Source organism: Idiomarina loihiensis L2TR (assembly GCF_000008465.1).
In the GTDB taxonomy this organism is placed as follows: domain Bacteria; phylum Pseudomonadota; class Gammaproteobacteria; order Enterobacterales; family Alteromonadaceae; genus Idiomarina; species Idiomarina loihiensis.
The window spans coordinates 383,933-399,133 of the sequence record NC_006512.1; the positions used below are offsets into that span (position 1 = coordinate 383,933).

Here is a 15,201-nt window from a genome sequence, read left to right on the forward strand (position 1 = left end):
ATGTACTTATACCATTACGGCTTACGCGAACTGCCCTTTACGATAACGCCGAACACGCAGTTCTACTACGACTTGAAAAGCCACCACGAGGCTTTTGAGGTGGTTTTAACGGCGTTAAAAACAGGGGAAGGTTTTATTAAAATTACCGGAGAGGTTGGAACCGGTAAAACTCTGCTGTGCCGACGGTTATTAAATGACATCCCTGACTTTTTTAAAACCGCTTACATTCCAGACTCATACCTTGACCCGGCTGAACTGAGGCTGGCCATTGCCCAGGAACTGGACCTGGAAACCGGACAAATGACCAACCAGCAGCAGCTGGCGCGGGCATTGCAACAACGCCTGCTGGATATTAACAAAAATGGGCAGGCCGTGGTGATACTCATTGATGAGGCACAGGCGCTGCCGGAAGAAAGTCTGGAAGCTTTGCGTTTATTATCCAACCTGGAAACTGAACGGCGTAAATTGGTGCATATTATTTTACTGGGTCAGCCGGAACTCGATGAGCGTTTATCACAAAAAGCTTTTAGGCAACTTCGTCAGCGAATCAGTTTTTCACATAAATTAACTGCCATGAACGCGGATGAAACGGCCGAATATATTGCGCACCGTATGGATGTGGCCGGTTATCAGGGCACCCCGATATTCGACTGGAAGTTAGTCCGGCGGTTACATCGTTGCAGCCGTGGCGTACCCCGTTTAATTAACATGCTGTGTCATAAAATGCTGCTGCTGGCTTACGGAGAGGGACGTCATCAGTTGTCGACGCGGGATTTAAAGTTAGCGGTTAATGATACCGAAGATACAGAATTGACTCGCTCTGTATGGCTTCCCGTAACTGTGTCTGTGTGCGTATTTTTTCTGGCGGCAGCCGCGCTCAGTTATTGGCAAATGGGTGGTTCGCTATGAGCGTTATTAATAAAGTTTTAAAAGATTTAGACCGTCGGGGGCAGCAGCCCTTCTCGAAAAGGGCGGCGAGTAGCGCCGTTGAGCGCCGCAGTAGTCATCGTTTAGGGTTATGGTTGCTGGCGCTGATGCTATTGATTGTTCTGGCCTTAGTGGTTTTTTGGTGGCAGTCGCGTTCAGAAAACACAATGACGGTAACGGAGAGCGAGCCGGCTGAAATGCCAAAACTGCAAGAGCGGGTCGAGCCATTCATTGATACTGCAGTGATAGAAGTGCCAGCTGAGCGCACCCCTCGCTCTGAAAGTGATTCACGGCAATCTAGTGAGATAGTATCACAAGACTTGGCTTCGGTTGTGATTCCGGAAACCGAACCGGAAAAGGTCGAAAAAACAGAACCCATGCCAGAAGAGCCTGTTGTTGCCACTAAAGAAACCGAAAACGAGGCGCAAAAAGGTGGTGAATTTAGCAAGCAGCCTGTGCAGCTCTCGCCAGCAGAGATTTCCGCGCAACATATTGAGAAAGCACAAAAAGCTCAGCAACAGGGGCGTTTAACCTCGGCAGAAGATCATTGGCGTAAGGCGCTTGCTGTCACTCCTGAAAATAAAGAAGTCAGAAAAAAGCTGGCGGCTTTGCAGTTTGGCCGGAATAAGGTATCGCAGGCATTAACAACGCTAGAAGCCGGTTTTAAACTGAATCCGGATGACTTTGAGTTTCGTCTGTTAAGTGCCCGAATCCTGGAAAAAGAAGCCCGGCCTGCCGCGGCGCTAAGCTTATTGAAGCAAGCGACACCGGATGCCGACGTCTATCCAGAGTATGTTCAGAAGCAGGCGCTGTTAGCTCAGGCGCAGGGAGACTACAAAGCTGCTGCTGACGCCTATCAGCGCCTGCTTGAGTCTGAACCTGAACAAGGCCGTTGGTATTTAGGTAAAGCCGTTGCGCAACAGGAGTTCGCGCCAGAAGCAGCTGTTGCCTCATACCAGGAAGCGTTTAAACGGATAAAGCATCAACCGACTCTGGATTTTATTGAACAGCAAATTACGTCTTTACAGGTAACTGAAGCAGGTGAGCAATGAAGCGTCCTCGTCTTAAAATGCGGTTAGGCGATTTGCTTGTTCACGAGCAAATCATCAGTGAAGAACAACTGCAAAAGGCACTAGAGCAACAGCGTATTAGCGGACGTAAGCTGGGCGCGACTTTAACCGATCTAGGCTATATCTCTGAGCAACAGTTACTCGAATTCCTGGCGCAGCAACTTAAACTGCCGCTTATCAGTATTTCTGAACGTAAAATTCCGGCTGAAGCTTTTAAATTGCTGCCCGAAGTTCAGGCGCGTCGGCATCGGGCGTTGGTTATAGAAGCCAGCGAAGAGCAGGCATTAGTGGGTATGAGTGACCCGGCCGACCTGTCCTCAATTGACGCCATTAATCAATTATTGGCTCCGCGCCAGGTTGAACTTGCCGTGGTTCCCGAAGGCGAGTTGATGCAGGCCTTTGATAACCTCTATCGACGCACCAAAGAAATTGAAACCTTCGCCAGTCAGCTGCAGGACGAATACGAAGATACCAGTGAGTTTGAGCTGGGGCAGTTAAGCCTCGATGACGATACTGATGAAGCCACGGTGGCTAAATTACTGCAGTCCATTTTTGAGGATGCGGTGCAAGTTCGAGCCTCGGATATTCACATAGAGCCGGACGACCGTAAATTACGGATTCGCCAACGTGTGGACGGTGTATTGCAGGAAAATGTGCTGGAAGAAACCAACATTGCCAATGCGCTGGTGTTACGTCTGAAGCTTATGGCCGGGCTGGATATTTCTGAACGACGCCTGCCGCAGGACGGCCGGTTTAATATTAAAATTCGCAAACACAGTATCGACGTGCGGGTATCAACCATGCCGGTGCAATACGGCGAGTCCTGCGTGTTGCGTCTGCTGGACCAATCTGCCGGGCTGTTGTCGCTGGAACAAACCGGTATGCCTGCTTCTATTGTTAAGCGTATACGGGCTTTAATTAAACGTCCGCATGGCATGTTGCTGGTAACTGGGCCTACCGGTTCGGGTAAAACCACAACGCTTTATGGTGCACTTAGTGAGCTGAATACCGAAGGCAAAAAGGTGATTACGGTTGAAGACCCGGTTGAGTACCGCTTGCCGCGTATTTCGCAAGTGCAGGTGAACAGTAAAATTGGGTTGGATTTCTCGCGGGTTCTGCGCACTACTTTACGTCAGGATCCGGACATTATTATGGTCGGTGAGATGCGCGACCACGAAACGGTTGAAATTGGTTTGCGCGGCTCTATTACCGGTCATTTAGTTTTATCTACTCTGCATACCAACGATGCCATTACCAGTGCCATGCGCCTGATTGACATGGGCGCACCGCCGTATTTGGTCGCTGCTGCGTTGCGAGGCATATTAGCTCAGCGCCTGGTGCGCCGGGTATGCGATAAATGTGCAGAGAGTTACCAGCCGGATGAAGCCGAAAGTCAGTGGCTGGAGCATTTACGTGAGGGTAGCTCGGACTATTCTTTTAAACGCGGAGTTGGTTGCCAGACATGCAACCATACCGGCTACCGTGGGCGCATAGGTGTGTTTGAACTGCTGGAAATGAATACGCCAATGATGGATGCTTTGCGTGATGGTAATACGCGAGAGTTTGCAATAGCTGCGAAAGCGCATCCGGGTTATCAGTCTATGGCCACGGTTGCACTGGATTATGCCCGTGAAGGTATTACCAGCGTCGACGAAGTCTTGTTTCTGGCTGAAAGTGTTGAGGACAGTATCTGATGCAGTTTCGGTATCGTGCACGGGACAAAGCAGGGCAACTGCAGCAAGGTTCACTGGATGCGAGTGATGAGCGCAATGCTGCCGATGTACTGATGCGTCGCGGCTTGGTACCGTTATCGATTAATTCTGTAAAAAGTCAGAGCTTTTCCTTCTTGAATAGTGGCTTTGGGGAAAGTTTAAAGTCTGCGTTTCAGCAAAAAGTGTCGCTGGACGAGCTGATTATATTTTGTCGTCAAATGTATTCACTGACCCAAGCCGGTATCCCTATGTTGCGGGCTATTGAAGGGCTGGCAGATACCACCCAGAACAAGCGCTTACGTAAAACCTTGCAGGATGTGCATGAGCAATTGGAGCGGGGGCGCAACCTGTCGTCAGCCATGTCACATCACCGGGGCGTTTTTCCACGGCTGGTTATTGCTATTGTGCATGTGGGTGAAAATACCGGGCAGCTGGAAGAGTCTTTTCAGCAGCTGTCGGTTTATTTAGAAAAAGAACAAGACACCAGAAAGCGGATAAAAGCTGCCACCCGCTACCCGAGTTTTGTTCTTATCGCGCTCGTCATTGCCATGTTTGTACTGAACATTTTTGTGATCCCGACTTTTGCCTCAATGTTCAGCCGGTTTAATGTCGAACTGCCATGGGCGACCCGCGCCTTGTTGGGCTCGTCTGAATTTTTCGTCGCCTATTGGCATGTGTTATTGCTTGCAATGGTCGGTACTTTTTTCGGCATCAGGTATTACATAGCGACCGACGACGGAAGACTGAAATGGGACAGTCTGAAGTTAAAAATACCCATTATTGGCTCCATTTTAATGCGCTCCATGTTAGGTCGTTTTGCCCGCAGTTTTTCGGTCATGATAGGGGCCGGTGTTCCACTGACACAGGCTTTATCTTTGGTTGCCGAAGCGGTGGATAATGCCTGGATGGAAAAACGCATTATTGAAATGCGCCGCGGTATTGAACGAGGCGAGAACTTGTCGCGAGTTGCCCGTCAGTCAGGCCTGTTTACGCCATTAATTTTGCAAATGATATCGGTGGGTGAAGAAACCGGCCGGGTTGATGTTTTGCTGTTAGAGGTCGCTGAATATTACGAACGTGAAACCGACTACGATCTCAAAACCTTAACCGCTCGTATTGAGCCATTAATGATAGCCGTTGTAGCCGTTATGGTATTGATTCTCGCGCTGGGCATATTTACCCCAATGTGGGATATGATGAGTGCGTATCAGGGACGATAATGACCAGAACCGCAACGGATGAGCGCAAGGGTATTCAGCGGCTGCAGAATATTCTGGTGGTTTTGCTGTTGTTGGTATTGGCTGCAGTGGCGGCCAGAATGGTTCTGGTTGAAGAGCCGCAAAAATGGCGGCAGACCGAGTTAGATATTGCGGTTTCGCGCTTTATTGACTCGCTTTGGCTGGCCAGAACCGAGTGGATGCGACGCGGTAAGCCAAAGGAAATTGCTTTGCTTTATGAAAATAAAGCCCAGCAAACCAAGGTAGTAATGAATGAACAAGGGTGGCCGTCGGTTGAGGTAGGGTGTTTGCAGTTGTGGCAGCATCTGGGCAGTAACGTGCCGGGCAGCGCTTTAGATACGGAATTAGAGAACGGGAATTGCCATTACAGAATTAACCAAAAACCTTGGTTTTCCTATAAAAGTGACCGGGGTCAGGTTGTTCGGAAATAACCCGGAAACCCCGGTATTAAGTGTTAGGGAAATGTAATAAAATGGATTCTATTGGAGTTTTAGTATGAGAGCTAAAATGAGTAAAAGACAGCAGGGTTTTACCATCATCGAGCTGATTATTGTCGTGGTCATTCTCGGCTTGTTGGCCGCCGCCGCTATTCCGCGCTTCACCGATGTATCATCGGATGCCGAAGACGCCGCCCTTGAAGGCGTTGCCGGTGGTTTTGCCAGTGCGGTTGGCATTGTGCGTGGCGAATGGGAGCTGAGCGGCAGACCGAAAGGCGCAAACGGCACGGGAGCCGGGGCTGAGGTATCTATGGACCAAATTCAGCTATACGTAGACGGCAGCACCGGTTACCCGGTGAGTGGTGACAATGCAAATGCGCATGACGAAAACTTAGCTGCAACGGACTGCGTCAGTGTTATGCAGTCTATTTTGCAGGGCGCACCAACGGTCACAACCAATTTTAATAACCTGAACGAAACACGCTATTTTACTTACGTGACACAAGATAGCGCTGCAGGTAACGATATGTGTGTTTACTATTTAGCGAACACCATAAAAAATGAAACAGAAGCTCCGTCGGGTGATGATTATCTGACAGTGGGCAATGCTTTCGTTTATAATCCACGCAACGGCGGCGTGAGTATTCACAGCAACAACCAGTAAGTTTTTTTACAACAATTGAGAGTTTTAATTATGCGCAATCAAAAAGGTTTTACCCTGATCGAACTGATCATCGTTATTGTAGTTTTGGGGATTTTAGCAGTAACGGCTGCGCCTCAGTTTATTAACTTTTCCACTGATGCTCGCACATCTACTGTTAAAGGCTTAAAAGGTGCTTTACAGGGCGCTGCTCAAACAGTTTATGCAAGAGCAGCCATTGATGATGACTTGGATGGTACTTCGGCTGCTCCCGTGACAGTTAATGGTGTAGCTACCGTGAACGGTTACCCAGCAGCCACACAGGCAGGAATTGCTACTGCTGCCAATTTAGATGCAACGAATGTTGACCCAGCTGCTACCGTGACAACAGACTGGGCGTTTTTTGCAGATAGCGGTACTATTTCAATTGCCCCTGGTGATCAAGTACCAGCCCCGACAGCGGCCGAGGTAGAGGATATTACCGACACGAACTGTTACGCGACATATTCAGATGCGGCTGATTCTAATACCCCTCCAGCAATTACTATTGTAACGACTGGCTGCTAAATCCAACTTTAGGGTGCCCGCAGCTATTAAGCTGTGGGCTTTTTAAAGGCTAACTATGAAGTCCCGAGGCTTCACTCTTATAGAACTCATCATCATACTGGTCATCATCGGTATCCTCGCTGTATCTGCAGGTCCCGTCTTTTTCGATAATTCCGGTACCCAAAGCCAAGTTGTAAGACAGCGGGCAATGAGTATTTTGCGCAGCATTCAGCTACAAGCTATGCAGGACACTACGGGTAATTACTCCTCTGTCGTATCAGAAAATACATTAGGCGTTCCTCCCTTTGTTGAAAATAACAATCGCCAGATAAGTAATGTCGACAATGTTACCTTTTCATTCTCCGGCTCGTTACCTGCAACTATTGGTTTTGATGGTTTAGGCAGACCAACTGAACAATGTAGTGGTGGGTGCACTATTACCCTTACCGAGAGCTCAGGTATAAGCCGTGATCTCTGTATCAATAGCGAGGGTTACATTAATGAGTGTTAAGCAATCAAAAGGCTTTACGCTTATTGAGCTTATTATTGGCATTGTGGTTATTGCTATTGTTACTCTTGTGGTCACCGGCGGGCTTGGTCAGCTTTTTCGGCAAAGTGTTGACCCATGGCAGCAGGTTAGGGCGACCGAAATCGGACAGAGTTTAATGAATGAAATTTTGTCCAGACGCTTTGATGAAAACAGTCATGCCGGTAACCAGTCTTTACGATGTTCTGAAACAGGGGCCGGAGGTTGTGCCGCTTTAAATTCTTGTCCGGCAGACGGCAGTTTGCCTAATTCTGAAGAGTCGCAACGCAGCAACTTTGATGACGTAGATGATTATCACTGTCTTGAATTAGATGGTGGGGAATTGAGCGATTTGGGTGAGAATTTGTATAAAGGCTTTCAGGCAAAAGTTTTTGTTAGTTACGAAATACCGAACGAAGTTAAGCTTATAACCATTGAGGTACAAACACCGCAGCAGGAAACCCTTGAATTTAATGCTCAAAAGGGGAATTGGTAATGCGAAACATGCGCGGCTTTACCTTAATTGAGCTGATTATCGTTATCATAATATTGGCTATTGTCGCTGGCTTCTCTTTTCAGTTTGTTGGTATCGGTGCCCGGATGTTCACAACAGGCGCCGAACGTTTACAAACCATAGAGAAAAGCCGCTTTGCTGCGGAACGCGTCACTCGTGAGCTGCGCAACGCTGTTCCGAACAGTATTCGAATACGCTCATCCGACGGCACTCAATGTCTTGAATTTTCGCCGGTACGGACGGTGGGGACATATTACGACGCTCCTATACGGCCGCAGCGCTCTGATCAAATGACGTTGGTTACATTATCCTCTTTAAGTACTCCGTGGGTTGCTGAGCCGACGGATAGAATTTTCATCTATGCGACCCGGGCCAACTTTATTTACGCTAGCAATGCTCAACGTTACGCTGTACTAGCAGAATCTTACGACAGCGCCAGTGCGTCGGCATCAACCCCGGCGACTCACATTCTTCCTTTGGTTGCCGACAGTCGATTCGCTCAGAGTTCACCAAGAGAAAGAGCGTATATAGGCAAGCAGCCGGTCAGTTTTTGTCTGCAAAACGACGGTTTGTACCGAGTAGAAAATTATGGCTGGAATCAATCCCAAACGGTTCCGCCGGTTACTTTAAGCCAAAGTCAGTTGTTGGCTGAAAGACTTAATATGGATAACTCGTCGTTTTTGTTGGAACCAGGCGCTTCACAGCGTAATAATGTTATTAATATTCAGCTTGAGTTTGTAAGCCGAAGTAACGAGTCGATATATTATAATCAAAAGGTTCATATTCCCAATGCACCATAATGACAATTTTCGACGCTCGCTGAATAAACAACGGGGTAATACCCTGGTCATTGCGATCTTTGTCATTGTCGTGCTTGGGGCTCTTGTTGCAGCTCTGTCAAACTTAGTCCGAACAACTTCGGAAAGTGTTGTGGTTGAGGTTTTAGGGACGCGCAGCTTTATGGCTGCTCAGTCAGGAATCGAGCAGGGTATGATGGAGCTTTATCCTATAGGTGGCTCTCCTGCTACCGCATGCCCCGGTTTCAGCGAGAGTATAGAGGTAGGCAATTGCGAGGCTGCTGTCGCTTGTGAATCAGTTACTCATACTTCAGATTCAAACGAAACATATATCCATTTCAGACTCGAAGCTACCGGTACTTGCACTGCCGGAGGTCAAGCCGCTTCGAGGAAACTGGCTATTGAAACGCGAGTGAAGAACTGATGAGCCTGTTGAAAACACTTAAGTTCGTCATAATCTCTGTAATTGCCTTTGCGTCTACTCCCGCTATGGCTACCAATTACAATCTGCCCAATAATAATCTCCCGGGGTGTTCTAAATCTGGTAATACCTATACCTGTCCTAACGGGTTAAATCTGAATTTCCGCGACCGAATCCAAATTTCCGGCAACAATTCGGTTGTGATTAATGTGAATGGTAATTTTAATCTTGGTTCTGAAATGCGCATTAACGAGAATGGCGGCGCTCAGCAGTTAACAATCACTACTACGGGCTCATATAACGGCGGCTTTCAAAGCGTTATTAACGCGAATATTAGCAGCCAGCAAAACATTACCCTGGCCAATGAAAACATTTTTTCCGGTTCTTTAGTTGCGGCAAACGACGTATCAGTGGGGTTTCGAACAAATATTGATGGCTCCATCCGCTCGACCAGCGGCAGCGTTATTTTACAGGGTGAAAACAGTATTACGGGTAATGTTGATGCCAGAGATAATGTCATTGTGCGCTTCTTAACTGAGGTAAATGGCAACCTTAACGCTACAAACGGGAATGTCGTACTCGAAGGACAAAACGATGTCTCCGGTGCTATTTTCAGTGGCGGTGATACCATTTTACGTTTTCGTTCAGACGTAGAGGGGGCGATCACCAGTAACGGTCGCGTTGTGTTAGAGGGCGAAAACACCGTTAATGGCAATATTATTGCTGGCGACGACGTAACACTTAGATACGGCTCCGATGTAAATGGTGATATTGATGCAGATGGTAGCGTAACGCTGGATGGAGCGAATATTGTTGATGGAAATATTAACGCTACTGACAGGGTCACCATTCCTAACTCAAGCACGGTAACAGGCTATGTGAATGCCCCGCAGATTATTGACGAAAGTAATGTTCAGGGAGAAACCTGTGACATCAACAACAACGAAGGGCCTTGCGGGAGTGAACCGCCCGACCAGCCGTTAGACGGGCTTGGTTACTGGGCTTTTGATCAAGTCGAGTGGAGAGGGCAGTTTGGTGAAGTTCTGGATATTTCCGGCAACGGGCTGCACGGGCAAGCATTAAGAGGTGCAAATACTTCAGGGTTTAATCCGGCAATTGCAGGCAACCCAGGCACCTGCCGTTATGGCAAATTTAATGGTGATAACGCAGTGCGCGTAGATAACGCTCAGTCAATTGCTAATGCTGAATCTGTAAGTGTTGCGTTTTGGTTTAAAGGCAGTGCTACTGGGCAAAATCAGTCGGATCGTTACCAGAGTCTTTTAGTGATAGGTAACGGACCTACTGAGGGGGCTTCCGGACGTTTCGAAGTTTACCGGCAGGACACCCGCGATGGTGGCGGACTGTATTTTGAAATACGCCGAAATAACGGCGAAATTGTTAATGTCGAGGCAGGTAACACGCGACAAGGGCAAACAAATTTGCTGGACGATAACTGGCATCATCTGGCGGCTTCCTATGACCGTAATGCACGTCGTTTAACTCTGTATATTGACGGGCAACAGGCAGATCAAACCTCATTTAATGGGTCATCTAATTTGAACGCTGTTGCCCCCCGTTTGTATATTGGCGGACAAGGAATCGGGGAAAACAGTTTCTACGGCGAAATTGATGAGGTTTTTATTGATGACAAGGTTCTCACCCAAAGTGACGTGACAACATTAAAAAGCATTACGCGACCTTGCAATGATCAACGGCCACTTTGTGAAGATGTCTGGCCTGTTGCTTTTGAAGTGCCTAATAACGTTCCCAAACCTTTTGATTTACCTGATCGCTCCTACAATACGCAGCTTCCCGCGCAGTTGCAGCCAATTGATTACTTACGTACCGGAAACTTCGGTAACACTGGCTTTAATTACACAACCAATGGGCAAACCTCACGTGTCTATATTGATGGCGATGTGACTATTCAATCGGGGCGTCGTATTAATGTTGGCGGTAACGCTAATGAAATGATGCTGATTGTAACGGGTGATTTGACGTTAGAGCAGGATGTGCAGTTTAACGGGTACATATACGTTGCTGGTAATTTTCTTTTTGAGCGTAGTTTCTTCTTTTGGCAGACATCAGAGGTAACCGGCGGAGTGAGTGTTGGCGGGCGAAGCTTTGCTACAGGTAACTTTGGCTTTTTTGACCCCGAGGTGAATTATCAGGCGCCTGTAGAACCTATTGCCGGAGGTAACTTCTGTAGAGCGTCCGATACGGCTCCACCCGTGTCGCCAGTGCACCATTACCAGTTGTCCTATAACAGCCCTGCATTGACCTGCTCGGCTGCTGATATTGAGGTTACCGCCTGTGCCAATGCCAGCTGCTCTGAACTGTATGAGGGGAGTAGCACCGTTCAGCTAAATTCTACAGCCGGGGACTGGTCAACGAACCCTGTTTCGGCTTCTCCGGTGGGTACCACAAGTCTGGAACAGACTAATGCCGGCATTTATCCTCTAGCTGTTGAAACTACAGGAACCTTACCGCAACCACAGAACCCGACACGCTGTTTAGTTAATGGCAACTTGTCGGAGAGCTGTAATATTGAGTTTAGTGATACCGGATTCATTTTCACTAGTGGGGATAACTTTGAGGACACTGATATTCCGTCACAGGTGTCAGCCGTGCCTTTTAGCAACCTACAATTGCGCGCAGTGGAAACGAACAGTCAGACACTGGCTTGCCAGGCTGTGACGCAGCCTTTGAACTCGGTATCTATGAGTATGAACTGTGTTGACCCTGACCAATGTTTGATGGGGGCGTCTGTTAATGAAACCGAGGTGACAGAAAATAACACCAGTAACATCAGTGTTAGCTTTACTGACGGAAAAGCGCCTCTGGAAATCAACTATAAAGACGCTGGTGCTATCAATTTAACAGCGCAAGCGACTTTACCTAACGGGAAAACACTAAGAGGGACGTCAGAAGCTTTTGTTTGGCGGCCTGCAAGTATTGATGTGGAAGCCAGTCAGGATGCCTCAAGCAATTACGAGGGAACTATCTTAGCCAAAGCCGGAGACGTTTTCACCGCGCGGCTTGCCGCGATTAATGATGAAGGTGATGTAACACCAAACTTTGGTAACGAAGCCAATCCTGAAACATTACAGCTTATGGCTCAGACTGAGGCGGTAGAATCTTATAACGGTGAAATAACGAATGCTGATGGGTTTACTAAAGATGGAGCCGGAATCTTTACAAATTCGGGGCTGACTTATACTGAAGTCGGTTCAACTCGGGTAACTGCATATATAGGAAGCCAGAATTATTTGCCTGGCTACCACGGTTCTCCAGTTATGTTGACAACCGAGAGTGAGATAGGAAGGTTTATTCCTTACGAATTTCAAATGGAAACTTTCGATGGTTTCAGCGGTGTCTGTAACCGGAATAATGCAGGCCAGGGCGACGAATTTTATTATATCGGGGAGGCGCAGCTATTAGGACCAAGCTTTGCCTTAACAGCGGTAAATAAAAATGGTGAAACGACTAAGAATTATCCGACAGACGTTGTTGAAGGTGAATTGGAGTTTTATCCGTTTAATGGCGCAAATGGTAGTCCTGAACTGTTGAACCCAGGCCAGCTGTTTGCAACAGACGTTGAACTTGAATGGGGGCAGAATGAAGAGAGCGCGGGAACGGCTTCGTTCAAGTCGCCAGCTCCGTCTGTTACTTACCGCCGAAATGGTGCAGAAGAAGGCCCTTATGAAGACTATAAACTGGGAATTCAGTTTAATGATAGCGAAGGCGGTAATTATTATTCGGTAATAACAGAGTCTAATCTTCCGGCGGCTGCCCAGGCACCAGCATTCAAACTGTATGATAGTGTAAAGTTACTTTACGGGCGCTTTGTTTTAGATAATATCTTCGGCGCCGAAGTTGATGACCTTCCGCTGTCTGGTCGAGCCCAGTTTTGGAATGGTGACAATTTCGTCATAAATACTAATGATAACTGCTTTACTGTCTCAGTATCCAAGCTCGATGTCCTATCGGCTATCGATCCTACAAAGGATCCGGTTATAAGCTTAGACACTGAATCTATTGAGCTGTCAGATACGCCGGACTCGGTCAGTTTGACTGAAGGTGAATTGCAGGAAGCATATAGTCCAATGGAAGACCTGTTGCGCTGGCAAGCTTATGGTTCTGCCGCCGAATTTACTTTCGAGCTGACTGTTCCTTCATTTTTGCAATACGATTGGGACGGCGACAGTAACTACCAAGATAACCCCACAGCCGAGGGTACATTCGGTATTTATCGTGGCAGTGACAGACAAATTTACTGGCAGGAAGTGGGTTGGTAGAACGAATTATAACGATTAATCGACAATTCGATGACAATGCCTCTTGCTCTTTTGTTAACAAGCAAATAGCATAAAGCAGAGTTTAAACGAAAAATGCGGACGTTGACGAACGTTCATAATTATTACAATAACGATAGTGCGACTACAGCTTTGGCTTTTACGCCGCTTTGTTATTTTTTCAAGCTTGGAATGGAAACATGATGCGATTGGCTCGACTGGCCCTGGTAATGGCCTCTACATTGACATTCGCCTCGACGGCTCTTGCTCAGCAGGAGATGACTGTCGAAGAAATTGCTAACCAAATTTCGACTCTAGAGAGCGATTTTGAAAACTTTTCTGGCACCGTAAACACGCTTCAGCAAGAAGAGCGGGACCTGCGGGAAAAGCTACAAAACTTGCGTGAGCGCAACAGCGAACTGGAAACGAAACGCGAATCAGCATTGGCGGAAATGAATGACCGCTACCAACGTTTGGTGGAAGACCCAACGATTGATATTGCTGGCGCTCAAGAAGCGTACAAGCAAGCCGTTATGGCTCACCAACAGAATAAAGCAGACATTAAGCAGCAAGTGAGCCTGGTTAATGAGAAAGCGCGCGAAGTAGAAGAAGCGCGTGTGAGCAAACACAGCCTGATTAATGAAATTGAGACGCTAAAAGAGCAACGTAATTTAGCTCGTGTCGATCGCTTAGAAAATGAATTTAATCGTACTGGCGAACTCGAAGTGAGTCAGTCAATTAGCTGTGACCGCCAGGAAACGCTGGGACAGTGTGAAAATCGCGGCAAACTCATGGCTAAACAAAAAGCGTCCAAGCAGTACCTTAATACCATTTTGGATGGTTTAAGTGAGGCTTCACTCGCTCGTGAAAACATTGAAAAAGCCAGCCCGAATGTACAAATTCTGGGCTCTAAAACAATTAGTAACGGTTTTAGTGGCGCGGGTAACTATGGGGTTAAATTGGCGGTTGAACTGCGTGGACAGTTACCTCAAAGCCAGGCTTGTACGTTATTGAACGTTGACATGCGCTATTGTGCGTCGGAGCAACGGCCGGGGGAGCTGCAAGCGGGTGATGAGGAAACGGTTGATAGCTCCGTCATGCACCCGTTAACCATACGCTCTAACGTGTATGACGATGAAGTTGTTATCGATGGTGTTAGCTATGGTTCTACCCCGCTGGAGGTTATGCTCCCGGGTGGTGAACATCAGATTGAAATTCTTAAGTATGGTTACTCTGCCTACGCGGAGAAAATATTACTAAAAGACGCTACCGCTATTCGGGCTGAATTAGAGAAGTCGGATTACTCTTTTACTCGCGGCGAAAAAATTCAGGATATTCTGTATCGCGATGTTCGTGGTCCTGAACTGGTTGTCGTTCCTGCGGGTAAATTTAAAATGGGTGACCTGGTCGGCAATGGTTTACCAAACGAACGTCCGGCAGAGACGCGTGAAATTCCAACCGCATTGGGTATTTCTGATACTGAAATTACGGTTGAGCAGTTTGGCAACTTTGTAGAAGATACCGCTTATGTCACAGAGGCAGAGAAAAACGGTACTTGCGCAAGCCTAAGTAATGGCCGCCCTCAGTTTAATGAAAAGCTGAGCTGGAAAAATCCTGGATTCAAACAGTCTGAAAGCTCTCCGGTGGTTTGCGTCAGTTATAACGACGCACAGGCTTATGCTGAATGGTTAACTCAAAAAAGTGGCTTTAAATACAGCATTCCCACTGAAGCGGAATGGGAATACGCTGCACGCGCCGGGTCGGAAACCGATTTCTGGTGGGGAAATGATGTTGGTTATGGCAAAGCAAACTGCCGTAACTGTGGAACAGATTGGTCAAATACACGTCCAGCTCCGGTAGCTAGTTTTCATCGTAATCCCTGGGGATTATACGATACTGTCGGTAATGTCTGGGAGTGGGCTGAAACCGATGAGGGTGTTGTAGTTAAGGGCGGAGCCTGGAACTTTACGCCAAGTTTGGCTCGAGTTTCGACTAGAATGGAACTTCCGTCAGATTTTAACTCCAACTACATTGGATTCCGTGTTGTAAGAGCTCAGTAAGTACTTGCTGAGCTCTTT

General features: G+C 47.5%; 13 protein-coding genes. All 13 read left to right on the forward strand.

Features of this window, described 5'->3' with window-relative positions:
- The 13 genes from IL_RS01880 (at nucleotide 1) to IL_RS01940 (ending at nucleotide 15,183) form a co-directional block, all read left to right on the forward strand.
- Entirely contained in the window at nucleotides 1-909 is a 909-nt protein-coding gene (locus IL_RS01880; protein WP_011233629.1) for an ExeA family protein, read from the forward strand.
- Complete coding sequence (locus tag IL_RS01885; RefSeq protein WP_011233630.1) at nucleotides 906-1,979, forward strand: tetratricopeptide repeat protein; 1,074 nt, start codon at nucleotides 906-908, stop codon at nucleotides 1,977-1,979. The genes IL_RS01880 and IL_RS01885 overlap by 4 nt, the downstream gene beginning before the upstream one ends.
- Complete coding sequence (locus tag IL_RS01890) at nucleotides 1,976-3,691, forward strand: GspE/PulE family protein (RefSeq protein WP_011233631.1); 1,716 nt, start codon at nucleotides 1,976-1,978, stop codon at nucleotides 3,689-3,691. The genes IL_RS01885 and IL_RS01890 overlap by 4 nt, the downstream gene beginning before the upstream one ends.
- Nucleotides 3,691-4,929, forward strand: coding sequence for a type II secretion system F family protein (locus IL_RS01895; RefSeq protein ID WP_011233632.1), 1,239 nt, complete (start codon nucleotides 3,691-3,693; stop codon nucleotides 4,927-4,929). Before IL_RS01890 ends, IL_RS01895 begins: the two co-directional genes overlap by 1 nt.
- The gene (locus IL_RS01900; RefSeq protein ID WP_011233633.1) at nucleotides 4,929-5,378 is read left to right on the forward strand and encodes a hypothetical protein; all 450 of its coding nucleotides are present in this window, start codon (nucleotides 4,929-4,931) and stop codon (nucleotides 5,376-5,378) included. Before IL_RS01895 ends, IL_RS01900 begins: the two co-directional genes overlap by 1 nt.
- A gap of 76 nt (nucleotides 5,379-5,454) precedes the next feature.
- Complete coding sequence (locus IL_RS01905) at nucleotides 5,455-6,048, forward strand: prepilin-type N-terminal cleavage/methylation domain-containing protein (RefSeq protein WP_231378617.1); 594 nt, start codon at nucleotides 5,455-5,457, stop codon at nucleotides 6,046-6,048.
- Nucleotides 6,049-6,078: 30 nt separating this feature from the next.
- Nucleotides 6,079-6,591 carry a prepilin-type N-terminal cleavage/methylation domain-containing protein gene (locus IL_RS01910; protein WP_011233635.1) on the forward strand — a complete coding sequence of 171 codons (513 nt, stop codon included), beginning with the start codon at nucleotides 6,079-6,081 and terminating at the stop codon, nucleotides 6,589-6,591.
- A 55-nt stretch (nucleotides 6,592-6,646) separates the two neighbouring features.
- Complete coding sequence (locus tag IL_RS01915) at nucleotides 6,647-7,081, forward strand: prepilin-type N-terminal cleavage/methylation domain-containing protein (RefSeq protein WP_011233636.1); 435 nt, start codon at nucleotides 6,647-6,649, stop codon at nucleotides 7,079-7,081.
- Entirely contained in the window at nucleotides 7,071-7,592 is a 522-nt protein-coding gene (locus IL_RS01920) for a type IV pilus modification PilV family protein (RefSeq protein WP_011233637.1), read from the forward strand. Before IL_RS01915 ends, IL_RS01920 begins: the two co-directional genes overlap by 11 nt.
- Complete coding sequence (locus IL_RS01925) at nucleotides 7,592-8,410, forward strand: prepilin-type N-terminal cleavage/methylation domain-containing protein (protein ID WP_011233638.1); 819 nt, start codon at nucleotides 7,592-7,594, stop codon at nucleotides 8,408-8,410. The genes IL_RS01920 and IL_RS01925 overlap by 1 nt, the downstream gene beginning before the upstream one ends.
- Complete coding sequence (locus tag IL_RS01930; protein WP_011233639.1) at nucleotides 8,400-8,831, forward strand: hypothetical protein; 432 nt, start codon at nucleotides 8,400-8,402, stop codon at nucleotides 8,829-8,831. The genes IL_RS01925 and IL_RS01930 overlap by 11 nt, the downstream gene beginning before the upstream one ends.
- The gene (locus IL_RS01935; protein ID WP_011233640.1) at nucleotides 8,831-13,126 is read left to right on the forward strand and encodes a DUF6701 domain-containing protein; all 4,296 of its coding nucleotides are present in this window, start codon (nucleotides 8,831-8,833) and stop codon (nucleotides 13,124-13,126) included. The genes IL_RS01930 and IL_RS01935 overlap by 1 nt, the downstream gene beginning before the upstream one ends.
- 197 nt (nucleotides 13,127-13,323) lie before the next feature.
- Nucleotides 13,324-15,183, forward strand: coding sequence for a formylglycine-generating enzyme family protein (locus IL_RS01940; RefSeq protein ID WP_011233641.1), 1,860 nt, complete (start codon nucleotides 13,324-13,326; stop codon nucleotides 15,181-15,183).
- Nucleotides 15,184-15,201: the final 18 nt, after the last annotated feature.